This window comes from Paenibacillus sp. GCM10023250 (assembly GCF_042653205.1).
GTDB lineage: Bacteria > Bacillota > Bacilli > Paenibacillales > Paenibacillaceae > Paenibacillus_Z.
The window spans coordinates 25,736-51,923 of the sequence record NZ_JBHSHY010000009.1; the positions used below are offsets into that span (position 1 = coordinate 25,736).

Sequence of the window (26,188 nt, forward strand, 5' to 3'; positions counted from 1 at the left end):
TCCCCGAAACTAAAGCCCTTTCTGCAATGAGAATTGACTACTTCATTACTAATCCGGCCTCTTGGAATTTATACCATAGTTCTCGTTCGGTTTACCGGTTCAACGCCGTTTTGCCCTTACTGCCGCCTCCAAGCTTCTCCTTTAGCTTAATCCCCGAATGCATCGGGGTAGATATTGAAACTGGATTTCGTTTCTGAGTCAACCACCTGCACGGTATTTATATGAGGTAAAATAACCGCTACGCGTGCTTGGTTCAATATCCTATGATCCGTTTGAACATAAATCCGGGCTTCCCTTTTATTTTTTGTGATTGCAATGCTGCTAATTGTGGGCTTGCCAAAACTATTGTAGATGCATACGACAGAACCGGTAAACATCATATTACCACTAGTACCGAAACCCCAAGCTTTCGTTGATATGCCGGATAATGTTTGAAAGATGCCAGTATCATCGCAACTTTGCATTTTTGCCGGATCCGTAATAATTTGCGTCCGATTCGACTGATGCTGAATGAACAACACAGCAGCAATTACAACTATCAGTATTGAAACTATCAGGAACGGAATCTTGAATTTCATATCTTTTATCTATCATCCTCTCTATATCATTAATAAAGCTGCAACCGGACATTCGATCCGCTGCAGCTTGATGGAAAGCGCTATAGTCTCATAACCTTGACAGGTGCTCCGCCGCTCAAGCCAGATTCAGCAGAAACTGCCGCGTACCTTGATAGGCCTCTTTCCATCCCATCTTCGCATAGAAGCGAAGCCCATCAAGCCCCTTGAAATAATAGGCGCCGAGCAGCCGCTCCTTGAAATTCGGAATCACTGCCCCCGCTCGGGCTTGGTAATCCAGATACGTCTGAATGACGCCGCTCCTAGGCAGATGCCGGTCGAGAATGGCGAGGTCCACGAGGCTATCGCCGTACATGCAATTGCCGTCAATGATGCCGGTAATCCGCGTACCGTCCGACAAAATGTTCCACTGGTGAAAATCTCCGTGGATAAATCCCCTATGCGATTCGTTATAATGAATGCAGGCCATTAAGCGATTATAAATTTCATCGTAGACGTCTTTTTCCAAGCACGACTTGCGATAGAGGTCATGCCAGTTCTCCCAGAACGTCCCGGTCTGGTCTTCCGCATTGAAGGCCACGACGAATTCCTTCCACGAAGCGTAGGCTCCGTTACCATCCGGCCCAATCCACCCGTACCCGGATGTTGCCCCGACTTCCACGTCGGCCAGTCGCGTCAGGATGCCGATCAATTCCGGCAATTGACGGGTCTGTTCCTCCTCCGTGCAATCCGCTAGATTGCGTCCTTCCATACGCTCCATGATCGCATACGCTAGCCGGCCCGTCATGCCAAGCTTCAGACATTTCGGAAAAGGAATGCCTTGGCCCGAAAGCAGGTCGGCAACATAGCGTTCCGTCTCGTACGCGCCAGCCAGATCGCTGAATTTCACGCAATACCCTTTTCCCTCATGGACGAAGGAAAACACGCTGCTCAAGTTGCCGCCGGCCATCGGCGTAATCTCGGTTACGCCCGTTCCGAAATGATTCCGTAACACGTCCTCGATCTCTCTAGGGGTCAAGCTAGGCTTCTCATAGGCAGTCATCGTCCCATCTCCCGTTCATCCTGGATATCGCGCAGCCGTGGATGAACAGGGTTCCCCCACGGCCAACGCCTAACCATGCTTCCGCCTGCACCGCTTACTGCTCCGGTTGACCATGATACAGATCGCTATACAGCCCTTGCTTGCCCAACAGCTCTTCATGAGGCCCCTGCTCCACCAGACATCCATCCTTTAACACCAGGATGCGGTCCGCCTCGCGGATCGTGTTCAGCCTGTGGGCGATGACGAAGCACGTTCGTCCCTTCATTAACCGCTTTAATCCCTCCTGGATTTTGATCTCGGACACGGTATCGATGCTGCTCGTCGCCTCGTCCAGCACGAGAATGGCCGGATCGGCCAAAATGGCGCGCGCGATGGCAAGCAGCTGCCGCTGCCCCTGACTGATGCCGCTGCCATCGGCAGCCAGCACCCGGTCATATCCGCCGGACAGCCGCATAATGAAGGAATGGGCATTGGCGAGCTTGGCGGCCTCTTCCACCTGGCTGTCGGTCGCGTCAAGCTTGCCATACCGGATATTGTCGCGGATCGTGCCTTCGAACAAGAAGGAATCCTGCAGCACGAAGGCCATATGGGAGCGGAGGCTTTCCCGCCGGATCGTCCGGATGTCCCGCCCGTCCAGCGTGATCGTCCCCGCATCCGCATCATAGAAACGGGAGAGCAGCTGAATCAGCGACGTCTTGCCGGCTCCGGTAGGACCGATGATCGCGATCGTCTCGCCGGGCTTCGCCTCGAAGCTGATCTCCTTCAGCGTATGCCTTCCCGCTTCGTATGCGAAGGACACCTTGTGGAAGACGACCGCACCCGCGACGGCATCGAGCGCAACGGCCGTACCCTCGTCCGCGTCTTCTTCCCGTTCGTCCACGATTTCGAATACCCGCTCGGCTCCCGCGATGGCGGACAAGAGGGTATTCCACTGGTTGGCCAGATCGTTCAGCGGTCTGGTGAACTGCCGGGCGTACTCGACAAAAACGATAATGACCCCGACGGTTATCGCCCCGCGGATGGCCAATATTCCGCCGACGCAGGCAATAATCGCGAAGCTCAGATTGTTGAGACCGTTCATTAATTTGGGGATGAAGCCCGATATGGTCTGCGCCCAGAATCCCGCATGCTTGAGGCGCACATTGCGTTCATGGAACGCTCGAATGACCCGCGCTTCCTGGGAGAACGCTTTGATAATCCGCTGACCGGACAGCGTCTCTTCCACGAATCCGTTCAATTCGCCCAAATTCCGCTGACGTTCCTTGAACAGCGCGCCCGTCCGCCGCGTAATCCAGCGCATGCCGAGCCCCATCAGCGGCACCACCAAGAAGGTGAGCAGCGTAAGCAGCGGACTGAGCAGCAGCATGACGACGACCGTGCCCGCCAGCATCAGCACGCTGGATAGCAGCTGGATCGCCGAGCTGTTGAGCGTAGAACTCACGCTGTCGATATCGTTGGTCATGCGGCTCATGAGATCGCCCTGACGGTTCTTCCCGAAGAACGGGATCGGCAGGCGATGCAGCTGCGCGAAGAGATCGGTGCGCATCCTCAGCACGGTTTCCTGGGCGATCTGAATCATCCCTATATTTTGCAGCCAGCCCGTGATGGACTGAAGCACGTAGATGCACGACAATCCGAGCAGAAACAACAGCCATGGCCTGCCGCCCGGTCCCGCCAAATAATCGTCGATGGCCATTCCGATCAGATACGGACCGAGCAGCGTCAGCCCGCAGCTGGCGATGACCAGCAGCATGACGAGCAGCAGCATGCCTCGCCGGTGGGACAGGTAACGCCATATCCGTCTGAGCGTTCCCTGCCAATCCTTCGCCTGGGTCTTGGCCGGCTTGCCCGCCGGGGAAGCGCCGGATGCGGCGTCTTGCGCGAGCGGCCCGGGATACCGGAAGGGTTCACGTAACGCTTCCCACATAATCTGCTCTCTCCTTCCCGTATTGGGATTCGTAGATTCGCCGGTACAAGTCGCTGCTGGCGATCAGCTGCCCGTGGGTGCCCTGCGCAAGGAGGCTGCCCTCGTCCAGCAGCAAGATCAGATCCGCCCCGATCGTGGAGCTGATCTTCTGCGTAATCAGGAGCGTCGTGCAGTTCATGCCCTTGAGCGCCTGCAGCAGGGCCGCTTCCGTGCGCACATCGAGCGCGCTGGTGCTGTCGTCGAGCAGCAGAATCGCCGGCTTGCGGATTAAGGCGCGGGCGATGGACAGCCGCTGCTTCTGTCCCCCGGAGAGATTGATGCCCCGCTGTCCGAGCAGGGTATCGTACCGATCCGGCAGCTTCTCGATCGTCTCGTGAATTTGCGCCAGTTTAGCCGCTTCGATGACCTGCTCCATACTGGCCTCCTCCAAGCCCCACGCGATATTATCGCGTATCGTGCCGGAGAACAGCAGCACCTCCTGGGAGACGTAGCCGATAGAGCGGTGCAGGTAGTCCGGGTCCAGCTCGCGGGCATTCCGTCCGTCGATGCGAACAACCCCGGCGGTTTCCTCATACAGGCGCAGCACGAGCTGCATCAGCGAGGATTTGCCCGAGCCGGTCGCCCCCAGGATCGCCACGGTCTCGCCCGGACGGACCTTGAAGCTAATATCCGCCAGCACGCATGCCTCCGAGCGCGGGTAGCGGAAGGATACCTGCTCGAACTCGATCCCCCCTGCGCACCGTCCTTCGGGACTCCCGTTCGGCCTGACCGGCGCTTCGCTGTCCGTAGCCAGCGCTTCGTCCACCCGCTGGGCAGACGCGCGCGCTCTGGAGAAGACCGCCACAATCATGGAGAACGCCGACAGGGCACCCGCCGTGCGGAGCGAATAATTCACCACCGCCACCACCTCGCCCGCCGTCGCGGTCCCCATGCCGATCTGCTGATGCCCGAACCATAGCACAGCTATAATGCCTGCGTTCATGATGAGCAGGATGAATGGCATCGTAATCTCCGTCAGGCGCAGGGCGGAGACCGTACTCTGCATTAATTCCCGGCTCTGCCGCGCAAAACGGCCCGCTTCTTGTTCGCGCCGGACAAACACGCGGATCAGCCGCATGCCGGACAGATTCTCCTGCATGAGTCGGTTCAGCGCATCCAGCCGCAGTTGGACCTTCTTGAATAACACCGACGCTCGCTTCATGATCCACACGACGAACACGAGCAGCGCGGGAACGGTCAGGGCAAGCAGAAATCCCAGCTGCGCGTGCACGACGAGCGCCATTAGGATGCTCCCGATGACGACCAGCGGCATGCGCAGCATGAACCTCAGACCCATGAATACCGTGTCCTGAAGCTGCGTCACGTCATTCGTTAACCGGGTGATGAGCGAGGAGGCGGCAAAGCGGTTAAACACCGGATAGGCGTACTCCTGCACCTTGGTGTACAGCGCTTCCCGGACATCGAACGCAAACCCCTGGCTGGCATGCGAGGCAAAAAAAGAACTCAGAATGCCGGCGGCGAATGCGGCAACCGAGCCCCCGACCAATATTCCGCCCCACAGCAGCACCACCGCCGTATCCTTCTGCGTGATGCCTTCATCAATAATGACCGAGATGAGATAAGGCTGAATCAGCTCCACCGCCAGCTCTACCAGCGCCATCACGACAGCCATCCCGGCCGCAACCTTGTATTTCCCCAAAAAACGCATCATGTTGATCATGCCTGTGTTCCTCCGCCAAGTGATGAACTCTTTGCCTGTGCAGCTTTTGCAGCGTCATTCTACCAATTGCCTAATGTCCACTTCCTCTCATTATATACATATTCTATGTGTTAGGGCGATCGGGAAATCGATAAACTTGCAGTCGGCAGGCTGATCGGACGCAAAAAAACCCTTCGAGAAACAAGAAGCCTCTGAAACCTCCTTTGCGGAAGTCATGGATCTCTTGTTTACACGCAAGGGATTTTTTGCCGAAATGGGCTAGCGGTAATAGACTGTTCTCCCTATTAACAATAGGGGGATTATATTGACTATTCCCGCTCCTGCCCTTCCGCCTCTTCCAGCTTGGAACGCTTCGCTTCGCGTATGCGGCGCCAGAGCGATAGCAGGATGATACAGCCGGAGAGACAGCCGTTGATCCACACGGACAACACGACCACCACATAGGGCCCTGTCCCCGGCTGGACCGCTGTCAGCGAGACGAAGCACAGAAGCAGCAGGACGAGCGACATCGATAGCACGATTTTGGATAAGGCCTGAAAATCACCCATCATGGACTCTTAATGACGCCGAGCTCGGCCATTTTACGCTGCCATTGATCATGCGCCTCCTCCGCATAGTGACAGGCCGCCTCCTCGGAACCGACAGCGCGCAGCTGAGGCTCTTCGGTCGAGCACCAGCCGGTTGCCATCGGACACCGCGGGTGGAATCGGCAGCCCGACGGAGGACGGGCCGCGCTCGGCATCTCCAAGCTGCGCAGCGGCAGCTCTGTCATCGCCTTGGCGATGTCGGGATCCGGCGTCGGTACCGCCGAGAGCAGTGCTTGCAGGTAAGGATGCTTGGGATGACGGAGCACTTCATCGACCCCGCCGAGCTCCATCACGCGCCCGAGATACATGACGGCCATCCTGCCTCTGCCCGCGATATAACGGGCCGTCGCCAGATCATGCGTGATATAGATGATCGCAATGTCCAGCTTGCGGTTGAGTTCAGCCATCATATTCAGAATGGAGATCCGCAGGGACACGTCGATCATGGAGACCGGCTCGTCGGCGACGATAATTTTGGGATTCAGCGATATCGCCCTGGCCATCAGAATCCGCTGGCGCTGACCGCCGGAGAGCTGATGCGGATATTTGTCCAGGAACCGTTCGGGCGGCGTCAAGCCTACGGTTTGCAGCAATTCGACGACGCGGGCGCGGGCCGCTTTCCGGCCCTTGACCATTTTGCGTTGGAGGATCGGCGACGACAAGGACTGGTAGATCGTCCGCATCGGGTTAAGCGCGGCATAGGAATCCTGCTGGACCAGCTGCACGCCGCTGCGAAAGTCCCTCATTTTATCCCCGCTCAGCCTGGCAACGTCCTCTCCCTTATACAGCAGTTTGCCGGCGGTCGGCTTGAGCATCCCCGTTATGATGCTGCCAAGCGTTGTTTTTCCGCAGCCGCTCTCGCCTACAAGGGCTATGATTTCACCGGGATGAATCGTCAAGCTGACATTCACGACGGCGCCGATCTTCTGCGGCGCGGCAAACATCCCCTGATCGCGTTCATAATACAGGCTGACGTTATCCAGACGCATCAACGCTTCCGGGCCGGCCGGGCGAGACACTTCCCGGAGATGCTGCCTGGTCCCGCGCTCATGTTCGAGATGGATCGTGTTCACGATGTACGCACCTCCGAGATCGAATCGGGATTAGGGTATAGATGGCAGGCGACTTCATGTCCCGTCGGCGAGTATACCTTGACCGGACTGCTCGCGCCGCATGCGTCGAGCGCAAATTCGCAGCGGGGCGCGAACGGACACCCCGGCGGCATGTTCAAGAGATCCGGCGGAGACCCGGGAATGCCCTCGCGCTCCGCGAGATCCTGGTAGAGACTGGGGACTGCCTTCATTAATTTCTCGGTATACGGATGCTTGGGCCGCTTGAACATCTCGTACACGCTGCCCGCTTCCACCACATTCCCCGCATACATGACGCCAACGCGGTCGGCAACCTTGGCGACCACGCCGATATCATGCGTGAGCAGCAGCATCGTTATGTTCATATCCTTATGAATTTTGGTGAGGATATCGAAGATATACGCCTGCGTAATGACATCCAGCGCCGTCGTCGGCTCATCCAGAATGACCAGCCGCGGATCGAGCAGCAGACTGAAGGCGATCATTACCCGCTGCTTCATCCCTCCGGACAGTTCATGGGGGAAGGCGTGCAGCACCCGGTCCGGTTCCAGTCTGACGTAATCGAGCAGGCTGCGGGCTTTATCCAGCATCTGCTTCTCCGTCAATGTCTTAGAATGGGCGCGGAACGTCTCGACCATTTGATCTTTGATCCGCATAACCGGGTTGAGCGCATTCTGAGCCGCCTGAAACACCATCGCCGCTTGCTCCCACTTGTAAGTCTGAAGCTGCTTCTTGCCGAGGCTCATCACATCGTGCCCGTCAAACTGAATCGAGCCCTTCGCCACCCGTCCCGGGACCGCGATGGCCCGCATGATCGCCGATGCCATCGTCGATTTGCCGCTGCCGCTCTCGCCGACGAGGGCGGTGATCTGGCCTTCCGGGATGACGAAATCGGCGTCGTTCACTGCCCGGAGAAGGCCGGCCCGCATGGGGAACTCGATGGTCAGCCCCCTGACTTCCACCAATGGCTTCATCGTACCACTCCTTTGTCACAGCGGAATTTTGTGCCCTGCCGTCATGATCTGAGCCTAGGATTGAGCGCTTCCTCCAGACCGTTGCTGAAGAAGATGCAGGCCATCTGAAACAACCCGAGGCACATAATCGGCGATATCAGATAGATGTATCCCTTAGGGTTGAAGATGCCTCCGGTGTTTTGAACCGCCAGCTGGATCATCATGCCCCAGTTGGTCGGCGAGTACGGAGCCAGACCGAGCATCATCAGACCGACGCTGGCGACGATCGCGCCTTGGGCGGCCATGATGAAGTTAATGGCCAAATAAGGCGTCAAGTTCGGCAGAATTTCGCGGGACAGGATGTAAGGCATCTTGAGCCCCATGATCCGGCAGGCCACGATGAATTCCCGGTTCTTGAGCGAGAGCAGCTGGGAGCGGATCGCCCTGGCTAGCGGCGCCCAGGACCAGGCGGCCAGAATGAACGAGAACATCACCGGATTTTTGATCTGCACGAGCGCCGCGACGATCATGAGGACCGGAAAGCTCGGCACGGTGAGAAACAGGTTCGTGACGAACATCAGCGCCGTATCCGTCTTGCCCCCGGCGAAACCGGCAACCGCGCCTATGACAAAACCAAGAACCAGCGTGAACAAGGCGGCGAACAGACCGATGGACAGCACATCCCGGGAGCCATAGACCAGCTGCAGGAACGTATCGCGTCCGCCATAATCCGTGCCCAACCAATGGCTGAAGGAAGGGCTCTCGTAGCGTCCTTCGAAATTAACCGTCATGTCCAGGCTCGTCAGCATCGGCCCGAAGATCGCCATCATAATAAAAATGGCCAAAATAACGAGTCCCGAGAACGCCTTCTTGTTGCGGTACATCGTCTGCCAAAAGTCGATAAAGCCTTGGCTCATGCTCACCCCTCCTCAAGCTTGACGCGCGGATCCAATTTGGCGTAGATCAGATCCGAGGCCAGGTTCGCCAGAATAACCGCCACGCTGGTCACGAGCAGTAAGCCCTGCATCAACGTATAGTCGCGCTGCTGCGTCGCTTGCCCGATATAGTAGCCCATGCCGGGGTAGCTGAAGACGTTCTCGATCAGCGGGGAACCGCCCAGCATGAACCCGAAATTCACGGCCAGCGTCGTAATCAGCGGCAGCATGGCGTTGCGTTTGATATATTGGCTCATGAGCGTTCTTTCGGATACGCCCCGAATGCCCGCGGCCACGATATAATCTTCTCCAAGCACGTTCACTGCGCTTCCCTTCATGGTCAGTGCCCATGTGCCGATCGTCGTAATGACGTAGGTGAGGATCGGCAGCGCGCCGTGATAGAGCACATTCAGAATGAAGGGGAAGTTAAATCCCGGTTCCACGATCGGATCATACGCCCCATTCACGGGGAACCAGCCGAATTGGAAGGCAAATATAACGAGCAGCAAAAGGCCTACAATGAAATTGGGCACCGAAGAAGTCAGAATGGCATAGATCGAAATAATCGGATCGAGGATCGTCTTGCGCTTGAAGGCCATCATCGCCCCCAAGTTAATCCCGATCAGAAAGCTGACGACCAGCGACACGCTAAGCACAAACAACGTCCACGGCAGCGCATTGGCGATAATCTCGTTCACCGATACGTTCTGGTAGATCATCGACATGCCCAGATTGCCGTGCAGCAGCCCGCCTAAGTAGCGCCCCAGCTGGGCGAAGATCGGCTCATTCGGATCATAGTTAATCATCGCGGTAATCTGGCGGTACGCTTCATCCAGACTCATCCCCCGCTGCAGGGCATAATCCCGTGCCCATGAATCGATGGCATTGCCCGGCGTCATCCGCAGCAGGACGAATGTGAGCAGCATCGCCAGACAGACGGTTATCAAGGAGACGCCAATTCGTTTACAGATCCCTTTCAGGCTCATTTCCCGTCACCTCCAGAAGGCTAACATGAGGACTTGCGGTATTAGCGAGGCCAGTATTCCTCCGGCATATAAGTCGAGTTGAAGCCATGATTCAAATGGGTGATGGCCAGCTGATCTTCCGGATCCGCAGCCAAAGGCATATCCCGGTCGTACTTGACGATCTCATCCATCATGGGGTAGTTGCCCGCCATCGTCTTCGTATTGATCCAAGCGCCCGTCGTGTTTTGGAAGAAATTCACCCCCCAGCAGTTCTCGTTGGCGATCCAAGCCAAATTCCCGATCATTTGCCGGCGTTCCTGTTCGTCCTGCACGAAGGGATAGCGTTTCATTTCTTTGTCGATATCGTAGATTTTGCCGTCGATCCCCTTTACTTTGAGATCCAGCTTGCCGGTATCCACTTCATTCCCTTCCGCATCCTTCTTCATGACGTTCGGGAACCCGACCTTCGTCTTCGTTCCTTGCCAGTACAGCACCCGCATCGAGCTCCAAGGATTCTGGAAGCCCCAGGAGACGTCAACCCAGTCCATGGACATGTCATACTGCCCTTTATCCGCATTGGCGTAATAGATCGTACTGTCCACGGCTTTAAGCTTGGTCGGTATCCCGAATTTGGTCAGCTGCTCTGCGGCGATCTGCGCCGAATTCACGCCGGGCGCCCAGTTGTTCGGCGCCCCGATGATGAATGCAGGCACCTTGCCCTCCGGATCGTGCCACAGCCCGTCATTGCCCTTCTTCCAGCCGATTTCCGTCAGGAGCGCCGCAGCCTTGTCCGGATTGTGCGTATAATCCGTCATCCGATCGAGTACGGAAGCGTCCACTTCCTTCGCCAGGGAAGAAGGCATGATGCCCGTCATGGAGATTTTCGGGTTCTCCTGGCCGTAGTAATTCCCGATCTCTCTCAGCTTGCTCTTATCCAGCACATAGGTAAGCGCTTGCCGGAACTTGATGTTATCGAACGGTTTGTTGCGGATGTTGTACATGAGCCCGACGCTCGCCGGATCAAACATCCGATAGTGAAGCAAATTTTTATTCTGCTTGAGCAGCGACTCGAGAATATCCTTGGGCGGAGTCCCGTCGTACCAGTCGAGCTTGCCTGCTTTGACCAGCGCGTATTGAGCGGACAGCTCCGGCACGTTTTTGAGCCATATTTTGTCGAAGTTGACCGCGTTCGGCCGCCAGTAGTCCTCGAACTTATCCAGCAGCATATCCGTCGTCGTGACTTTTTCGAATTGATAAGGGCCGGTCCCTACCGGGATTTTCGGGCCGGAGCGGGTAAATTCATTCCAATTCAAGGCGAGTCGTTTGCTGAGCTCATCGGTAATGTCGAGGTTAAACGGGCCTTCCTTGGATTTGTCTGTAAGCGGTTTCGCTTCCTTCAACAAAGCATCGGCCTTATCCACGTATGGCTTGTAGATGTGGTACGGTATTTGGCCCTGAAGATCCTGCGCAAGGAGAAGCTTCCTCAGCTCGGGATACGGCGCCGGTTTCATCCAATGGAAGACGACCGTATAGTCGTCCGGTATCTCGATGGAGGTGAGATACTTCGTTACTTCGGCCCCGTTATTCAACCGGTAGTACGCCCACACGTCCTTGCTGGTGAACGGAGCGCCGTCATGCCACTTGACGTTGCGATGCAAGTGCACGGTCGTCGTCCCGTCGCTCTCCTCGCTGGATTCCGCCAGCAGATTGTACACATTGTTCATGGACCGGATGAAGAAAAACAAGCCTTCGTACATGTAACGGTTGTTCGTATCCCCGATGCCGCCGGACCCGAAGGGGTTGCCCTGATACAGCGGCGGTTTGGGCCAACCGCCCAATCCATGGAAAATCTTGTCCTTGTTGTACTTCAGCTGCTCGGTTGGAATGGGCTGCCGCAGATCGTTGACATCGCCTGCATTCAGACGATCTACCAGTCCTTGCGCGGAGGCGCCGCAGCCGGAGAGCATGACCGATGCTCCCAGCACAGCGGATACGCACATGGCCGATACGCGCTTTCGTCTACTCCAGAGGTTCATGAAGGTCCTCCCGTCCTTGATGATCTTCTCAACGCATTCACTTGTGAAATCCTGGAATCTCCTCATTATAGCGGCCCGAAGGAATGCCATGTTTATAAAAACGCTTACATAAAACCGCCGAAAAAGACAACATTCTCACTGTTTTCGACGGTCGAAAATCACGATCATGATTCTTTGCCAGAGGCGCGCGACAATCACAAAACAAACACAAAAAGCCTCTATGCAGAGGCTTTCAAGGGGTGCTTCATTCATTGTATAGACCGATTACAGGCGCGGCCAGGAAGCTCCGCTTACGGACTGCCGTTTCTCCTCCATTCCAGCGGCGTCATGCCCACATGCTTAATGAAGAGATCATGGAAGCGGCTGGAGGAGCTGAAGCCGACTTCCGACGCGATGAATTCAACGGGCTTGCGCGAAGTCTCGAGCAGACGCTTGGCCTCGTCAATCCTTAGCGATATGATGTACTGCTTGGGCGAGACGCCGAAGCGGTCAGCAAACTTTTTTCGAAACATGCTCTCGGACAAGAAGTGGCTTGCAGCAAGCGCCGATACTTTGAGAGACGTGTGATAGTTTTGGTGAATCTCCTTAAGCGCGTCCTGAAGCAGGTGTTCTTCCGGATTGTCGCCGTTCGGCTCGGCGTGCCGCGTCTCTTCGACCTCGGTGTGGTAAGCGAGCAGGAGCGACTCCAATGCATTGCGGAGCAGATCGTTCGAATAATCGGTTTGCTCCTCCCGCCTGCACTCTTCTTCAATCTGCCGCATAGCCGTCAACGACCGCTCCATCGCGGAGGGATGGAGAGCCGCTTTCAGAATCAAGCCGGGCCGCTGGGAGAAGGCAAGCGACATTAGGTACTGGCAGTATGGCGGAATGTACTGCTCATAGACGTGCAAGGAGTAGCCTTCCCATGCTTTCGTGCAGACATAGCTGTGCTTCAGATCCGCCGGAATCAGCAAGAGATCGCAAGGCGCGACCTCCATATTCTGCTCACCGGATGCGTAGTAGCCTTGACCGTGCATCAGGAGCGTAACCTCGGCAGTCTTATGGGAATGAGTCTGAAATCGTCCTTCTCCATTATCCCGTTTCGACGGATCGGTGGAAAAATTACAGATGCCCTCTATAAATCCGCTGTCCATCAACGATCCCTGCCCTTTGTAGATGTAAGGGACACCTGCTCTCCCTCAGGCGAGTTATATTAACTTATACAATGGCGTGAACGGCAGTCCCTGTAACATCCAATAAAAGGATCGGAGCATGAACAACAATACGCTATTTTCATAGTTTGGTAAATGCATTGAGCGAATTTGTGCAGAAATGTTCACAGAATTGTCAACCTCATTATATGTGTTACAATAAAGAAATTAAAGGAATTTCTGACAAGGAGAGTGCCTAGATGACGCAAACTTCCCATCGGATGGAGAAAGAGATCCTGAAGAAAGTATCGTTAAACTATTTACTGCATCTCCCGGACGGCTACGAGCAAGAGGCTGCTAAAAGGTGGCCGCTGATCTTGTTTCTGCACGGTTCCGGCGAGCGCGGCGACAACGTGGAGCGCGTAGCCGTTCACGGAATCCCGAAGCTCGCACGGCAGCAACCCGATTTCCCGTTCATCGCGGTGTCGCCGCAGTGTCCGGAGGATTCTTTTTGGGGCGCCGAGATGGATGCCCTGATCCCCCTGCTTGACGAGATCATGGCGAGGTACCATGTCGATACGACCCGGGTCTATTTGACAGGGCTGAGCATGGGAGGCTATGGGGCATGGCAGTTAGGCGCCGCTCATCCTGACCGGTTCGCCGCCGTCGTTCCGATTTGCGGGGGAGGCAATCCGCAGCGGGTCGAGCCGCTGAAGGAAACGCCGGTCTGGGTCTTTCACGGGGCGCAAGATAACGTCGTGCCGCTCTCCGAATCGGAGAAGATGGTCGAAGCGCTGCAAACGATCGGAGGCAACGTGAAATTGACCGTCTACCCGGAGGCTGAGCATGACTCTTGGACGGAAACGTACGCGAATCCGGAATTGTACGAATGGCTGCTCCGGCACGCTTTGTAAATGGCCTGATCCGCGATACGTTCCATGCTTCATCCTCGTTAATCTCCCATTCATGCAGAATCGGCAGCCCTCCAAGGCTGCCGATTCTTTGCTATTGCTATCGTTCAACGGGACAACTCGCCTGCCGCGTTAGGCCGAACTGCTATTTCATGTCGCAGCGGAAGGAAGCCGCGTAACCTTATAACTGCGGAAATGGGTATGGCTTCCTCCTGCGTTGCCAAGCCCGATCTGTCCGGTGAGATACGGCCGGTCGGCATCCTCGGCTTCGAGCAGCTTCACGCCGTCCACGCTGACCGTGAATCGGGCGCCCTCCGCTCTCACGGCGATGACGTACTCGCGGCCCGCCGTCCATTCGAACGGTACCGACGCCAATTCCCGGTAGCCGTTCTCGTTTTTGAAGAAGACGAGCCTGTTCCCTTCGAACAAGCTTGCCGCATAGGCGCGGATGCCGCCCTGCACGCGCACGAGGACGCGGTGATCGCCGCCCGTCATGGGCCGTACGACTGCTTCGAACGCGTAGTCCCGCCACTTGAGATCGCCGGTATAGCACTCGGCAGGCTCGCCGCTGTAGCTGCCCGACAGCTCGCCGTTCTCGAGCGCCCATAGGCCTCGGAGGTAGGTACACTGGCTCACTTCCTGATGAAGCCCGCGCCAACGTTCCATTCTCTCATAGCGGAAGTCCACGGCGTAGTGCGGTTCGCCGGAGAAATGCACGTCGTCCAGGTAGACGACCAGGCTGCCTCCCCAGCCTGCCGTCGGAATGAATTCGACCCCCGCCTCGCCTAGGCAGACGTTCTCCATGGCCGGCAGATCCAGCCGAAGCGCCGTCCACACCCCGGAAGCCAGGTCGACCGTGTCGCCGTAATGCCGCCGGTCGGCATTAATGTCCTTCACGTACAGCCTGGCCTTCACTCCCACCCCGTTGAAGCCAGGCGCCATGACTTTCGCTTCAACCGTCTGTCCCGGATAGAGCAGCGGCGAGAAGCTCGGGTCGTACCGGCTGTCGTTAAAGTCCTGCGGCCTGTAGTACGTCTGGTAATATACCCGATACCCGTACCCGCCGCGCACGCGGTCAAAGACCGCTTTAAGCGAGCGCTCGCCGGTCGCGGCAGCCTCCGTCGTCCCGGATACGACGGCCGTCACATGCGCTTCGCTTGCGTCCCAGTCCGTGCGGAAGGCATGCGTGGAACCAGGATACTCGAAGTGGAAGCGCGGCCTGTCGCCGAGCAGGATTGGCCGCCACTTGGCCGGAATGTCCGCGCCCGCGATTTTGTAGCCGAAGCCGGCGATATAGGAAGCGCACCACGGGAGGTCCAGCATGTTCAAGGTGCCGATGACGCTGGAGCAGCACAGAAAATCATTGATTGGCTCGCGCCAGCTGCGGTCAATGCCGTCCAGGCCGTTGCGCACGCCAATGATGGTGCCGACGTTCGCCACATTGCAGTCGGTGTCCCAGCCGCACATATTGCAGATATTGATAGCCTTGGAGAAATCGCCTTCGCCGTAGAGCAGCGAGAGGACGATCACGGCGGCGTTCGGAATGATGTGGCATTCGCCCGGATACAGATGGTAGCCGAAGTGGGCGTTGACATAATGATAGGCCTCGCGCCAGTCGGACGGCTGCTCCGCATGATAGCGGATCACGTCCCGCGCCATCCGCGCGAACTCGCAATCCGCCGGTATCACGGACAGACCGGCCTCCAGAATCTCATGCATATCGCTTCTGTCGAAAGCGGCCGCAATGCAGGCAGCGATGAACATGCCGCCGTATTTGCCGTTGCCGTCATGCGACACGCTCGCGATCTTCTCCGCATATTCGGCGGCCAGCCGCGGGTTGCCCGGGGCGATGAGTCCCCATACGTCAATGAAGATTTGCCCGCCGATCTGCTCCGCCACCGCGGCGCCGTTCTGCTCGATCGAGCCGGAGCGGGGCGCCATGATGCCATACTTCAAGTTCTGATAGGCGGTGTGCTCCGTTGACTTGCCGTAGCCGCCCCACCAGTAGAAGCCGTGGCCGTCCGGCGCGTAGTTCAGCCAAGTCAGGCCCATCTGCTCAGGCGTGATGTCGCTGGTGTACGTATAGTCCTCGAGCGCCCGGAGAAAAAACATCGGTCCGTTCGTATCGTCATCGGCTGCGAAATTTTTGAACGTGTGCAGGTAGCCCGTAATCTCGCCGAAGGTGCGCGCGATTCGCTCGTAAGTCCATTGCTCGATGTTGCCGCCGTGGCGGACGCCGATTACTTTGCCGAGCCAGCCTGCGTAGACTCGCTCCGGATAATCGGGGCTTAATAAGGTTGGTTTCATTCGTTTGTGCGTCGTCCCTTCTCTATTGAGTCATTCGGGCTAGTTCTAGCCTTTGATGCCCATGCTGGCGATGCCGCCGATCAAATTCCGCTGCGCGAAGTAATAGATCAGCAGCAGCGGCACGACGACGACGGTCATCGACGGCCTCAGGATCGGCACCAGCACCCGCCACAGAATTTGCAGCTCACCCGCGCCGTCGATCTTGGCTTAGTTAACCGCTTACATTTTTCAGTATTATCGTACCATTGCGCGAGAAGACTTGGCTTGCCAATTACAGCCCTTTGATTGCCAAAAACGGCTAAATAAAAAACCTGCCAATGGCAGGCGAAATGGCAGGCGCAAAGGCAGGCGCGAAACTTGCTGGTCATTCCCCCGTTCCGGCAAGCACCGCCAGAACGGAGGCCCGCTCCCGGTAATCCTGCGGCGATTGCCCGACAATCTGCCGGAACGCCCGGTAGAAGGGAGTAAAGCTCTGGAAGCCGCACTGCAGGCAGATCTCCGTCACTGGCAGCGCGGTCGTGATCAGCAGCCGTTTGGCCTCATTGATGCGCAATTGGGTCAGATACGCTTTGAACCCTTCGCCCAGGATCTCCTTGAATAAATGGCGTGTCCGCGACGGGCTGAGCAAGAGCACGCGGGCAACGTCCTCAAGCGCGATCGGCTCGCGAAACCGCTCTTTCATCAAGCTGAGCGCCGGCTGCAGCATATGGTATTGATTGAAGATCCGGTTGATCTCGTCTCTCGGCGTATCCAAGCCGTAATGCCGCAGGAGCAGGGCGCAGATCTGCAGCAGCCCGCCGCGAATCATGCTTTTATAGCCGGTCCGCCGCTCGCGGCACTCCTCCTCCATGGACATGACCAACGCCCCGATGGCCTTGGCCGTCGGCGTACCGGACGAGATTTGGTTGCGGAATTGGCCCGGATTGTACACGAACGGAAGGAGCAGCTCCTTCTCGCCCTGCTCGATGAATTCCGGATCGAAGTAGAGAAACAAGTACCGGCTCGGATCGTCCGCATCCGACTGCGCAATGTGGCGTTCCATATTGTTGACGACGTATATGTCTCCCGGCATGACGCGGAATGTCTTGTCCCCGAAATAAAACCAGCCCTTCCCCGATTGACAGTAGCCGATCTCCAGAGGCGTATGCCAATGGAAGGTTTCGACCATGGTACTGGGCGTCCATTCCTGGATCAGGACAGGGAGATCCTTCTCGAACTCGTAGCGAAACTCCATCGAACCTTGTCCTCTCTCATCATGGTAAGGTTGCTGAGCTAACCTGGCTCCCTCAGCGGATATACCTATCATAAGGCGGACAAAACGAAAATGCCAAGAACGAACCGGCCGATTCGTTCTTGGCATATGATGGATGCCCGTATGCTCCCTGCCTCGCAAGACGAAACCCTGCTCACGCAGAGGACGGAGCTCTTTGATTATTTCGCAAACGATGGCCGCGTCTAGGCCTCGTAATCCAACCAGTCGAAATAAGCCGGCGTAACCGAGCGCATGCCGCCGCCCGTCGCGTACATGGCGATAAAGACGCCCGTGAACCCTCCCGCGACTTCCGTGGCCAGCATGCTGCATTCCCCTTGACCGAACGGAACGGGAGCGCATGCCTCGCTTTCGGAGAAGCCGAAACGATACTCGCTGGCATCGGCTTGGATGCTCAATACGACCGAGTCGGCCGGCCATGGCATCTCGTTCTCCACCTTCCATAGCGTGCCGAGCCTTCTGCGAAAGAGCAGCTTGCGCGTGCCCGCCTGCCGCACGATGGCGATCTCGTAGTGGAAGCGCTCGTTCATATACACGGCGAGTCCCGCTTCTTCGCCGTCCCGCTCGGGCGCGAAGGTCAAGTGCGCGCGTGCCCGGAACGAGAAGTGCTGCTGTCTTCGCCCGACGAAGGCCACGATGCCCGCATCGTTCAACGTCGCCTCCGAGCCGAAGAGCGTCAGGCTTCCCGGCTTCGAGGTAAGCGACCAATTCCGCGGATCCGGCGAACGCAGGAAATTCCAGCAGGGGGCAAGCGCCTCCCGATCGAAGTCTTCTCGCGCCGCCTCCTCCGTCCGCGGCCGCAGCGGGAGATTGCCCGCCGGCATCGTCTCTCCGATCGTGCCGGCATCGCCGATGATGGGCCAGCCGTCTTCCGTCCACGTCACGGGAGCCAGGAACGTCTCCCGGCCCATATGATGGCGGGCGGGATAACCGGCCGGGCGGATGCCCAGGAACACGGCCCACCAGCCGCCATCCGGCCCTTGCACGAGGTCGGCGTGGCCGGTGGCATGAATCGGCTTCAATCGGCTGCGATGGGTCAGGATCGGATTATGCGGACAAGCGTCGAAGGGACCGTCCGGTCTCGCGCTTCTCGCCACGGTCACCATGTGCCCGTATTCCGTACCGCCTTCCGAGAGCAAGAGATAATACCATTCACCGATGCGATAGAGATGCGGCGCCTCCGGATATTGACCGCCGGTTCCCCGCCAGAGCAAGCGGACGTCGGATAAGCGCTCCCCCGTCCGGATATCGATCCGGCTCTGGTACGCGCCTTGCCCCTGCGCATCATGGGACGTCGTGTAATAGACGGTGCCGTCCTCGTCGAAGAACAAGTCGGGATCAATCCCCGGCTGATCCACGAAGATGGGGTCCGACCACTCGCCGCGCGGGTCTGTCGCGTAGACGTAGAAATTCCCCCCGCCGGACACGTTGGTCGTAGTCATGTAGAACACGCCGTTCCGATGCCGAATCGTCGGCGCATAGATGCCGCCCGAGCTTCCGGCTCGGCTGAGATCCAGCTGCCCCGTCCGCGTCAAGACATGCCCGATCTGCTCCCAATGAACGAGATCGTTGCTGTGGAATAAGGGCACGCCCGGAAAATATTCGAACGAGCTGGTTACCAGATAATAGTCTTCGCCCACGCGGCATATGCTGGGATCCGGGTGGAAACCGCTAATAACGGGATTGTGATACTGCATGCGTTTGATCGCTCTCCTACTCTACTTAAGTTCTGACTCCGGCCGCGCTTCCCGGTTCTTCTGCTGCGGGCTTATTCATTCCAGAGCTTGACGACATTTTGGACATAGGCCGTGAAGCCCTTCTCCATCTTCTCCACGCCCGCATCCAGCAGGTCCTGCTGATAGCGGTCCCACAGCCGATCGAAATCTTCCGGCTTCGCCATGATGGCCTGCGGGATTTGCTTCCAGGTGATGTCCTTCATTTTATTGCCGAGGATGGTGACTTCGTCGTCGCCCGGCACGGCGATGTTCCAGGCCGCTCCCCATGCCTTCACCGGGAACTCGTCCTCCTGCGGGAACAGGTCCTTCCACGTCGTGGCGTGGTACGCCTTCAGCGTCTCCTGATCGGCGCTCGTATAGGTGCTCACGATTTGTTCCGGGAAATTCTTCGTGTAATAGTTGCCCGTCGAATCCAGCACGCCATCCCCGTAGTGCGCGCCGAGGTTGAAGTAGAAGCCGATGCCGGATTCCCGGCTGAACGCCGTGTTATCGTTCACAATGCGGTTCTGCACGTCCTCGGGCACGACGCGCTTGCCGTCCTGCACCGTATAATGCTTGCCTTCGATGCCCCAGTTGTTGAGAATCTGGCCCTGCTCCGAAGCCAGGAAATCCAGGAACTTGATGGCCCTGACCGGGTCCTTGCAATCCGTCGTGATCCCCACTCCCCAGCCGGCCATGAAGCCCGTCGACTGAAAGCGGTTGTCCTTGTAGGCATCCGACAGCATGACCGAATAATGCCCGTAGGTCTGGTCCAGCTTGTTGGCCGTCTTGAGCGACTTCTCGCCGTCCGCATACCCCCAGTCGGCGTCGATCAGACCGATGACCCGCCCGGAAGCCACCTTGGCCACGTATTGGTCATTCTTCTGCACGAAGCTCTCTTTATCCAGCAACCCGATGTTGTACATGTGGTTCAGCCATTGAAAGTATTCTTTCTCGCCTTCCGTGCGGTAATGATAGGTCGCTTCGTACGTCTTCGGATCGATCACGTATTCGCCGTCGCCCGACTTGCCGGTCGTCTCCGCCGCCGGGTTCGTGACGGAGATAAACATATGCCAGTCGTCCGCGTTCAGCGTAAGTCCGATATTCTTATTGCCGTTCTCGTCCGTCGGATGCTTGTCCAGGTAGGATTGAATCACGTGCTCGTAATCTTGCAGCGTCTTGATCGGCGGATAGCCCGCTTCCTTCACCGCGCGATGCTGCAGCTCGAATCCGCCGCCCGCCACGAGCGTCTTGCCGTCGACGGCCGAATACGTCGGGATGACATAAATCGCGTGATCGTCGTTGCTATAACGCAGGCGGTTCAGCTGATCGCCGAACAGCTTCTTCAAATTCGGGGCGTATTGCTCGATGAGATCCGTCAGATCGAGCATCGCGCCCGCATCGACTAATTTGTTCAGATCGCCCTTCGGGCTAATCAGATCGGGATAATCGCCGCCGGTGGCGATCAGCGCGACTTTCTGCGCCGGGTCGCCGACCGCGAATTCGGCATCCAGCTTCACGCCCGTCGCCTTCGTAATGGCTTGCCCGACGTCGTCCTGCATGTCCTGCCAGTTCGGGTTCGCGTCTTCGCTGAAGAACGAGAAGGTGATCGGGGACGTATCGCTTCCCTGATCCTTCCCCCCGTTCACGCTTGCCGCGCCGCCGTCATTCCCGCCGCATCCCGCCAGCACGCCCGCTGCGAGCGCAGCCGCCAAGCCTGCCTTCGGCAGATTCCAACCTTTTCTCATACCTGTATACCCCCCATTTGAAATGTAGATTCGATTAGCTTTTCACCGCGCCAAGCGTCATGCCGGTGACGAAATACCGCTGAAGAAACGGATAGACCAGCAGAATCGGCACCGTCACGATGATGGTGATCGCCATCTTGACCGATTCCGGGGAGATCCGGTTCATGAGCTGATTCATGTTCATGCCGTTCACCGCTTGACCGCTGCCGCCCACCTGCGTGCTCTGCAGCACCTTCATGAGCTCAAACTGCAAGGTGGTCTGCCGTTCGTTCGACCCGTTGTAGAGATACGTATCGAACCAGGCATTCCATTGGCCCACCGCCAGGAACAGCGCGACCGTGGCCAGCGCCGGCGTCAATAGCGGCAAGATGACGCGCCGGTAGATCGTAAAATCGTTCGCGCCGTCTAATTTCGCCGATTCTTGAAGGGCATAGGGCAGCCCGTCGATGAATGACCGAATGACGAATACGTTGAATGCGCTTACGAGCCCGGGCAGCACATACACCCAGAACGTGCCGATCAGATGGATGTCGCGCATCAGCAAGTACGACGGAATGAGCCCGCCGGATACGTACATCGTCATGGCCAGAAACACGGACAGCCATTTGCGGCCGTCGAAATCGGATCGGCTCAGCACGTAAGCCAGCATCGACGAACTTAGGAGACCGGCGACCGTGCCGGCCACCGTCCGAAGCACCGATATTTTGAGCCCGGTCAGCAGCCCTCCGAACGAGAAGATCAGGGAATAATTCTCAAACGTCAGACGACGGGGGAATATTGTAATGCCTCCCCTTACCGTGTCGGTCGAATCGTTCAGCGATATCGCCAGCACGTTCAGAAACGGATACAGGGTACAGACCGTTACCAGTACAAGGGCCAGATATACGATCAGATCAAAGAGCCGATCGGGCGGCGAAGTACGGCCTTTCATTGCTCCACGACCTCCTTACAGAATGCTCTCTTTGGTGATTTTCTTGAACAAGCCGTTCGCCGTGAATAGCAGTATCAGGCTGACGACGGAGTTGAAGATGTTAATCGCCGTTCCGAACGAGTACCGTCCCATGCCGAGACCGTAGTTCAGGGCATACAAGTCCAGCACCTCGGACTTCTCTTGGACCAGATTGTTGCCGAGGAGAAACTGCTTCTCGAAGCCGATGCTGATCAGATGGCCGATGGACATGATCAGCAGAATAATAACGGTCGTGCGGATCCCCGGCAGCGTAATATGCCAAATCTGCCGCATGCGGCTCGCGCCGTCGCGCGGGCTGCTTCGTAGAGCTCCGGCCCGATTCCCGAGATGGCGGCCAAGTAGATGATGGCGTTCCAGCCCGTTTCTTTCCAAATGTCGGCGCTCGTCACGAGGTACCAGAACAAATTTTCCTTCGCCATAAACTGAACCGGCTCCCGCAGGAGATGCAGCTTGACCAAGATTTGATTGACGACGCCGTTCTCCGCCGAAAGCATCTTGGTCACGATGCCCGCCACTACCACCCATGAGACGAAGTGGGGCAAATAGGAAACCGTCTGAACGAACCGCTTCAGCGCGGACAGACGGACCTCGTTCAACAGCACGGCGAATAGAATCGGGATCGTGAAGCTGGCGATAAGCCCGAGCACGCTCATCGCCAACGTATTTCTGAGCGCGTGATAGAATTGCTCGTCCTGCATCAATAGACGAAAGTTATCGAAGCCGACCCACTTCTGCTCCCAGAAGGACTTGCCGACTCTGAATTGCTGAAACGCCATCGTCCAGCCCCATAACGGCAAATAGCTGAAGATGAAAACAAATAGTACGAAAGGGACCGACATGTAATAGAGATATCGCTGCTGGACGATCCGCTGCCTGATCCTCATGAAGGACAAATCTGTACCACTCCTCTGCCTGTGCGTTTTCGTGTTCATTAAGCATTATAGTGGAAGCGACGCGCCTTCCTCCTTGATTTTCGGGTCTTAAACTAGCATGATTAGGACATCCGCTCAGCGAGTCTAGTCAGAAGAAAGGGAGTCGTATGAGAAGCGTACATCTGCATTGGTTTACATCCGACCAACAATTTCTGTTCTACATCGGGTACGGCGGGCATGACGAAGACATGTACCTCCACGATCACGTGGATTTCTCGGAGCTCGTCATTGTCTTGAACGGGAATGCCACGCACATCGTGAATACGGAGGCTTCATTCATTAAGAAGGGGGACGTCTTCGTGATCGACGGCGCCACCTCGCATGCCTACAAGGATCCGCATGATTTTCGAATCTGCAATATCATGTATCGCCCGGACATCATGACCTTCGCCGGTCCCGAGCTCAGATCGTCCATCGGGTATCAGGCGCTTTTCGTGCTGGAACCGTTTTACCGGCGCATCCAGCCGTTCACCAGCAAGCTCAGCCTGCCGGTCGCCAGTCTGGAGTACGTCGCCTCCCTGGCCGCCTTCATGATCGAGGAATATACGAACAAGCTGCAGGGCTACCAGACCATGCTGCGCGCCCGCTTCATGGAGCTCGTCGTCTACCTGTCGAGGCAGTACCAGAATCAAGACCGTCAAGGCATCCAAGGGAATCTTATGCATGTGGCGAAAGCCATCTCCTTCATGGAGGATCATTACCTCGAGCCGCTGACGCGCGAACAGATCGCCGACGTATCCGGCATCTCCGAGCGCCATTTGAACCGGATCTTCCAATCCTATTACCAGACGACGCCCTTCGCGTATCTGCTTCGGCTTCGCTTGGAGCATGCCTGCCATTTGCTCAGGACGACGAATGGCCCGATTACGGAGGTCTCGTATCGCAGCGGCTTCAATGACAGCAATTACTTCACCCGCCAGTTTAAGAAAGTATACGGCCTGTCCCCTAAGATGTACCGCCAGCAGCAATAGCAGGTAAACAAAAAGAAACCATCATTCGACTTGAATGATGGTTTAGCCATACTAAGGAGCTGCAGTTCCGTTCGGGAAACACGCTGTAGAAAACGTCAAATGGAGGATCTCTCTCCTAGGTTACATTCAGGATTATGTCCTTCAGTTCTATCAGCGTCTTGATTCGATAGCTGGCTTGTGAGAAGTCATGGGTTCTCGTGAAGTCGTTATGGACAATCGCACAGTCGATACCAGCCGCCACGGCAGAACTCAACCCTCTGTTAGAATCCTCGACAACCAGGGTCTCTTCTGTGGTAGCTCCGAAGCGCTTTAAGCCGGTCAAATATGGTTCCGGGTGCGGTTTGGCGCGCTCGTAGTCCTCGCGAACAAGGACGAAATCCATGAATTGAATTATCTGGCGCTTTTCATGAATAAGTTGAAAATCCGCACGTTTTGCGGTCGTCACGATGGCCATGCGGACGTACGTTGACAGTTCGGCGAGCGCTTCAACTACTCCTTCAATCTCTACGGCTTCGGTTCTTAGATATTCCTGATAATAGACGTTGCGGACGTCACGCAGCTTGCTTATTGTCTGTTCATCAATACCTGCCGCCCTTGCTTGCGACCAAGTGCCCCAGGTCTGGGTCATGCCGCGGAGGTATTGGTCTTTATCCAAAGTAAATCCAATGTCAGCCAGAGCGCGTTCTCCCGCTTTGAAATACCAAAATTCAGTATCAACCAACACACCGTCATGGTCGAAGAGTACGTACTTTTTCATTATTTCGTTCTCCTTATCTGCTTCGGCAACCATGCGTGACAGCATACGCCATCAACATCGTAAAATTGTTGCTATCTGGCCTATGTGAAATGCGTAGAGACACATTTAAGGCGCAACTAATTCGACCTTTATTCGGTCGGGGTCTTCGAAAAACAGAGCATAATAATTTTCTCCGCCCGCGAAAGGATGCTTATCCTTGTAAAGCACGTTCATTCCCTTAGAGCGAACCTTTACAGTCAACTCATCCACTTGTTCTCGCGATATCGCATGGAATGCCAAATGATTCAGTCCGACCCGACAACGATTGTATGGCACGTCCAAGTGTTTTTCTTTTGCTTGAACAAACACAAGGTAGGTGTCTCCTAATTTCCAACTACGACCTTCTTCCCATTGCTGATATGGCGTATAACCAAGCTCTGACAGAAACCACCCCCAGAACTCAGCCGAACGTTTAAGGTCTGATACGTAAATCTCGATATGATGTAGCAATCCCAAATGATTCACCCTCCTAATTTGCGGCATACGCTCCGTGATCTTTAGTCTTCAGATACTGTTGTTCTCCTGCTTTGACGGCGATATATTCGGATGGTTCCACACCTTCGATCTCATACAGCTCTGTTCCTTCGGGAAATTTATTGGAAAACCCATTCGAATAGATCCCTTCAGCGTCTGAATATTGCGTGATTTTCCCGATTTCTTCACCGATGTCTTCGGGACGCACTTCATCTTCCAGAACTTCGTATAGGTCATCATTCCAAATCACAAAGCTATAGGCCCAGTCTGCGCTTGAGGTTGACACTGACTTTCCTGAGGCACTGCACCCGGAAATAAAAACAAGGATGAGCAGCAGGTACGCTGCATCACGTCTCTTCATGAATCCGATCTCCCCTTTAAGGATGAAAGCTGCCTAATCTCTGAATCACGCGCGGTCTCCAAACCAGCGGCTACGCCTCTTTGCCGTACCTCTTCTTCAAGCCATCGACTTCGATTTCAAGGCCGATATCGTTGGTCCAGCCGGAGAAGCCTGTTCCATCCAGCAGCTCGCCGTTAAATACCGTGCTGACGCCGACCTTCCGATGGGGCGGAAGCGTGATCGTCATCGGTTCGAACATGACCTTGGCTGAGGCTGCGCTTCTGATCAGGTAAGGCTTTACCGTTACCGTCTTCTCCTTCCCATAGTTGATCAGCGTCACGGTGCAGTTGGCTTTCATCTTCGCGTCTTCCGACCGAAAGCTGCACTGGCTGTTCTTCTTGGAATAGGCGACGGAAGATACGGAAACGGAATGATAGTTCAGAAGCATCATGGCTTTCTCAGTCACGGACGGAAACAGCAACACGAAGGCGATACAGCCCAGTATGATTCGGCTTCGTATTTTCGCATATCGAGATTGATAAAACCTCACTGCCCCGATATAGCCGGCGATAATAAAAACCAGCCCAGTCACAACCGCAAGATGCAGCCCCGATTCATAGTCGGCACGGGTCCACGGCGGAATTCCTAGCGCTCTGAATATACTATCTCCGAAAGAATACCCAAGGTGCGTTTGGGATACGAGCAGCAGACCGATCACGATGAGAGCGAAAAACAGGACTTCTTTTCTAAGCATCTCATTTCCCCTTACCAGCGTACATGAATGAAATGACTG

The 26,188-nt window shown here is 56.3% G+C and carries 22 protein-coding genes and 1 pseudogene; 2 read left to right on the forward strand and 21 right to left on the reverse strand.

Going from position 1 to position 26,188, the window contains the following annotated elements; genetic code table 11:
* Positions 1–146 precede the first annotated feature (146 nt).
* The 11 genes from ACFPB1_RS09955 to ACFPB1_RS10005 form a co-directional block, all read right to left on the reverse strand.
* Positions 147–578, reverse strand: a complete 432-nt coding sequence (locus tag ACFPB1_RS09955; RefSeq protein ID WP_379224602.1) for a hypothetical protein — start codon at positions 576–578, stop codon at positions 147–149.
* A 115-nt stretch (positions 579–693) separates the two neighbouring features.
* Positions 694–1,617, reverse strand: coding sequence for a phosphotransferase family protein (locus ACFPB1_RS09960; RefSeq protein WP_379224604.1), 924 nt, complete (start codon positions 1,615–1,617; stop codon positions 694–696).
* A gap of 94 nt (positions 1,618–1,711) precedes the next feature.
* A complete protein-coding gene (locus ACFPB1_RS09965; protein ID WP_379224606.1) occupies positions 1,712–3,544 on the reverse strand; it encodes an ABC transporter ATP-binding protein in 1,833 nt (610 codons plus the stop codon).
* Complete coding sequence (locus ACFPB1_RS09970; protein WP_379224608.1) at positions 3,525–5,264, reverse strand: ABC transporter ATP-binding protein; 1,740 nt, start codon at positions 5,262–5,264, stop codon at positions 3,525–3,527. Before ACFPB1_RS09970 ends, ACFPB1_RS09965 begins: the two co-directional genes overlap by 20 nt.
* Positions 5,265–5,572: 308 nt before the next feature.
* Positions 5,573–5,812 (reverse strand): hypothetical protein, encoded by a 240-nt coding sequence (locus ACFPB1_RS09975; RefSeq protein WP_379224611.1) that lies wholly within the window; start codon positions 5,810–5,812, stop codon positions 5,573–5,575.
* Positions 5,812–6,924 carry an ABC transporter ATP-binding protein gene (locus ACFPB1_RS09980; RefSeq protein WP_379224613.1) on the reverse strand — a complete coding sequence of 371 codons (1,113 nt, stop codon included), beginning with the start codon at positions 6,922–6,924 and terminating at the stop codon, positions 5,812–5,814. Before ACFPB1_RS09980 ends, ACFPB1_RS09975 begins: the two co-directional genes overlap by 1 nt.
* Positions 6,921–7,916: an ABC transporter ATP-binding protein gene (locus ACFPB1_RS09985; protein ID WP_379224615.1), complete on the reverse strand. Its 996-nt coding sequence runs from the start codon at positions 7,914–7,916 to the stop codon at positions 6,921–6,923. Before ACFPB1_RS09985 ends, ACFPB1_RS09980 begins: the two co-directional genes overlap by 4 nt.
* Before the next feature lie 41 nt (positions 7,917–7,957).
* Positions 7,958–8,812, reverse strand: a complete 855-nt coding sequence (locus tag ACFPB1_RS09990) for an ABC transporter permease (protein ID WP_379224617.1) — start codon at positions 8,810–8,812, stop codon at positions 7,958–7,960.
* 2 nt (positions 8,813–8,814) lie between these two features.
* The gene (locus ACFPB1_RS09995) at positions 8,815–9,816 is read right to left on the reverse strand and encodes an ABC transporter permease (RefSeq protein WP_379224619.1); all 1,002 of its coding nucleotides are present in this window, start codon (positions 9,814–9,816) and stop codon (positions 8,815–8,817) included.
* Positions 9,817–9,857: 41 nt separating this feature from the next.
* Positions 9,858–11,831: an ABC transporter substrate-binding protein gene (locus tag ACFPB1_RS10000; protein ID WP_379224621.1), complete on the reverse strand. Its 1,974-nt coding sequence runs from the start codon at positions 11,829–11,831 to the stop codon at positions 9,858–9,860.
* Between the two features lie 290 nt (positions 11,832–12,121).
* The gene (locus ACFPB1_RS10005) at positions 12,122–12,964 is read right to left on the reverse strand and encodes a helix-turn-helix domain-containing protein (protein ID WP_379224623.1); all 843 of its coding nucleotides are present in this window, start codon (positions 12,962–12,964) and stop codon (positions 12,122–12,124) included.
* A 257-nt stretch (positions 12,965–13,221) separates the two neighbouring features.
* Between ACFPB1_RS10005 and ACFPB1_RS10010 the strand changes: the two genes are divergently transcribed.
* A complete protein-coding gene (locus tag ACFPB1_RS10010) occupies positions 13,222–13,875 on the forward strand; it encodes an alpha/beta fold hydrolase (RefSeq protein WP_379224625.1) in 654 nt (217 codons plus the stop codon).
* Positions 13,876–14,022: 147 nt separating this feature from the next.
* On the opposite strand, the gene ACFPB1_RS10015 is transcribed toward ACFPB1_RS10010, so the two are convergent.
* The 6 genes and pseudogenes from ACFPB1_RS10015 to ACFPB1_RS10040 all read right to left on the reverse strand — a co-directional run bounded on the left by ACFPB1_RS10015 (position 14,023) and on the right by ACFPB1_RS10040 (position 22,766).
* Positions 14,023–16,179 carry an ADP-ribosylglycohydrolase family protein gene (locus tag ACFPB1_RS10015; RefSeq protein WP_379224627.1) on the reverse strand — a complete coding sequence of 719 codons (2,157 nt, stop codon included), beginning with the start codon at positions 16,177–16,179 and terminating at the stop codon, positions 14,023–14,025.
* A 364-nt stretch (positions 16,180–16,543) separates the two neighbouring features.
* Positions 16,544–17,413: a helix-turn-helix transcriptional regulator gene (locus ACFPB1_RS10020; protein ID WP_379224629.1), complete on the reverse strand. Its 870-nt coding sequence runs from the start codon at positions 17,411–17,413 to the stop codon at positions 16,544–16,546.
* A gap of 221 nt (positions 17,414–17,634) precedes the next feature.
* Complete coding sequence (locus ACFPB1_RS10025; RefSeq protein WP_379224631.1) at positions 17,635–19,146, reverse strand: glycoside hydrolase family 43 protein; 1,512 nt, start codon at positions 19,144–19,146, stop codon at positions 17,635–17,637.
* 71 nt (positions 19,147–19,217) lie between these two features.
* The gene (locus ACFPB1_RS10030) at positions 19,218–20,912 is read right to left on the reverse strand and encodes an ABC transporter substrate-binding protein (protein WP_379224632.1); all 1,695 of its coding nucleotides are present in this window, start codon (positions 20,910–20,912) and stop codon (positions 19,218–19,220) included.
* Positions 20,913–20,946: 34 nt separating this feature from the next.
* Positions 20,947–21,843: a carbohydrate ABC transporter permease gene (locus ACFPB1_RS10035; RefSeq protein WP_379224634.1), complete on the reverse strand. Its 897-nt coding sequence runs from the start codon at positions 21,841–21,843 to the stop codon at positions 20,947–20,949.
* A 15-nt stretch (positions 21,844–21,858) separates the two neighbouring features.
* A pseudogene (locus tag ACFPB1_RS10040) lies at positions 21,859–22,766 on the reverse strand (ABC transporter permease).
* Between the two features lie 155 nt (positions 22,767–22,921).
* Here ACFPB1_RS10040 and ACFPB1_RS10045 point away from each other — a divergent pair.
* Positions 22,922–23,785, forward strand: coding sequence for a helix-turn-helix domain-containing protein (locus ACFPB1_RS10045; RefSeq protein WP_379224636.1), 864 nt, complete (start codon positions 22,922–22,924; stop codon positions 23,783–23,785).
* A 115-nt stretch (positions 23,786–23,900) separates the two neighbouring features.
* Here ACFPB1_RS10045 and ACFPB1_RS10050 read toward each other — a convergent pair whose 3' ends face one another.
* The 4 genes from ACFPB1_RS10050 to ACFPB1_RS10065 form a co-directional block, all read right to left on the reverse strand.
* Positions 23,901–24,542, reverse strand: coding sequence for an HAD family hydrolase (locus ACFPB1_RS10050; RefSeq protein WP_379224638.1), 642 nt, complete (start codon positions 24,540–24,542; stop codon positions 23,901–23,903).
* A gap of 105 nt (positions 24,543–24,647) precedes the next feature.
* Positions 24,648–25,031 carry a VOC family protein gene (locus tag ACFPB1_RS10055; protein WP_379224825.1) on the reverse strand — a complete coding sequence of 128 codons (384 nt, stop codon included), beginning with the start codon at positions 25,029–25,031 and terminating at the stop codon, positions 24,648–24,650.
* A 19-nt stretch (positions 25,032–25,050) separates the two neighbouring features.
* Positions 25,051–25,416, reverse strand: a complete 366-nt coding sequence (locus tag ACFPB1_RS10060; protein ID WP_379224639.1) for a hypothetical protein — start codon at positions 25,414–25,416, stop codon at positions 25,051–25,053.
* Positions 25,417–25,486: 70 nt separating this feature from the next.
* Positions 25,487–26,149: a hypothetical protein gene (locus ACFPB1_RS10065; protein WP_379224641.1), complete on the reverse strand. Its 663-nt coding sequence runs from the start codon at positions 26,147–26,149 to the stop codon at positions 25,487–25,489.
* Between the last annotated feature and the right edge of the window lie 39 nt (positions 26,150–26,188).

What these genes read in the sequence shown, in the direction of transcription:
- ACFPB1_RS10030 (WP_379224632.1), bottom strand. Translation starts at nt 20,912, where the DNA reads ATGAGAAAAGGTTGGAATCTGCCGAAGGCAGGCTTGGCGGCTGCGCTC.
- ACFPB1_RS09990 (WP_379224617.1), bottom strand. Translation starts at nt 8,812, where the DNA reads ATGAGCCAAGGCTTTATCGACTTTTGGCAGACGATGTACCGCAACAAG.
- ACFPB1_RS10010 (WP_379224625.1), top strand. Translation starts at nt 13,222, where the DNA reads ATGACGCAAACTTCCCATCGGATGGAGAAAGAGATCCTGAAGAAAGTA.
- ACFPB1_RS10035 (WP_379224634.1), bottom strand. Translation starts at nt 21,843, where the DNA reads ATGAAAGGCCGTACTTCGCCGCCCGATCGGCTCTTTGATCTGATCGTA.
- ACFPB1_RS09975 (WP_379224611.1), bottom strand. Translation starts at nt 5,812, where the DNA reads ATGGGTGATTTTCAGGCCTTATCCAAAATCGTGCTATCGATGTCGCTC.
- ACFPB1_RS09955 (WP_379224602.1), bottom strand. Translation starts at nt 578, where the DNA reads ATGAAATTCAAGATTCCGTTCCTGATAGTTTCAATACTGATAGTTGTA.
- ACFPB1_RS10025 (WP_379224631.1), bottom strand. Translation starts at nt 19,146, where the DNA reads ATGCAGTATCACAATCCCGTTATTAGCGGTTTCCACCCGGATCCCAGC.
- ACFPB1_RS09995 (WP_379224619.1), bottom strand. Translation starts at nt 9,816, where the DNA reads ATGAGCCTGAAAGGGATCTGTAAACGAATTGGCGTCTCCTTGATAACC.
- ACFPB1_RS10060 (WP_379224639.1), bottom strand. Translation starts at nt 25,416, where the DNA reads ATGAAGAGACGTGATGCAGCGTACCTGCTGCTCATCCTTGTTTTTATT.
- ACFPB1_RS09970 (WP_379224608.1), bottom strand. Translation starts at nt 5,264, where the DNA reads ATGATCAACATGATGCGTTTTTTGGGGAAATACAAGGTTGCGGCCGGG.
- ACFPB1_RS09960 (WP_379224604.1), bottom strand. Translation starts at nt 1,617, where the DNA reads ATGACTGCCTATGAGAAGCCTAGCTTGACCCCTAGAGAGATCGAGGAC.
- ACFPB1_RS10050 (WP_379224638.1), bottom strand. Translation starts at nt 24,542, where the DNA reads ATGAAAAAGTACGTACTCTTCGACCATGACGGTGTGTTGGTTGATACT.
- ACFPB1_RS10065 (WP_379224641.1), bottom strand. Translation starts at nt 26,149, where the DNA reads ATGCTTAGAAAAGAAGTCCTGTTTTTCGCTCTCATCGTGATCGGTCTG.
- ACFPB1_RS09985 (WP_379224615.1), bottom strand. Translation starts at nt 7,916, where the DNA reads ATGAAGCCATTGGTGGAAGTCAGGGGGCTGACCATCGAGTTCCCCATG.
- ACFPB1_RS10045 (WP_379224636.1), top strand. Translation starts at nt 22,922, where the DNA reads ATGAGAAGCGTACATCTGCATTGGTTTACATCCGACCAACAATTTCTG.
- ACFPB1_RS10005 (WP_379224623.1), bottom strand. Translation starts at nt 12,964, where the DNA reads ATGGACAGCGGATTTATAGAGGGCATCTGTAATTTTTCCACCGATCCG.
- ACFPB1_RS10000 (WP_379224621.1), bottom strand. Translation starts at nt 11,831, where the DNA reads ATGAACCTCTGGAGTAGACGAAAGCGCGTATCGGCCATGTGCGTATCC.
- ACFPB1_RS10015 (WP_379224627.1), bottom strand. Translation starts at nt 16,179, where the DNA reads ATGAAACCAACCTTATTAAGCCCCGATTATCCGGAGCGAGTCTACGCA.
- ACFPB1_RS10020 (WP_379224629.1), bottom strand. Translation starts at nt 17,413, where the DNA reads ATGGAGTTTCGCTACGAGTTCGAGAAGGATCTCCCTGTCCTGATCCAG.
- ACFPB1_RS09965 (WP_379224606.1), bottom strand. Translation starts at nt 3,544, where the DNA reads ATGTGGGAAGCGTTACGTGAACCCTTCCGGTATCCCGGGCCGCTCGCG.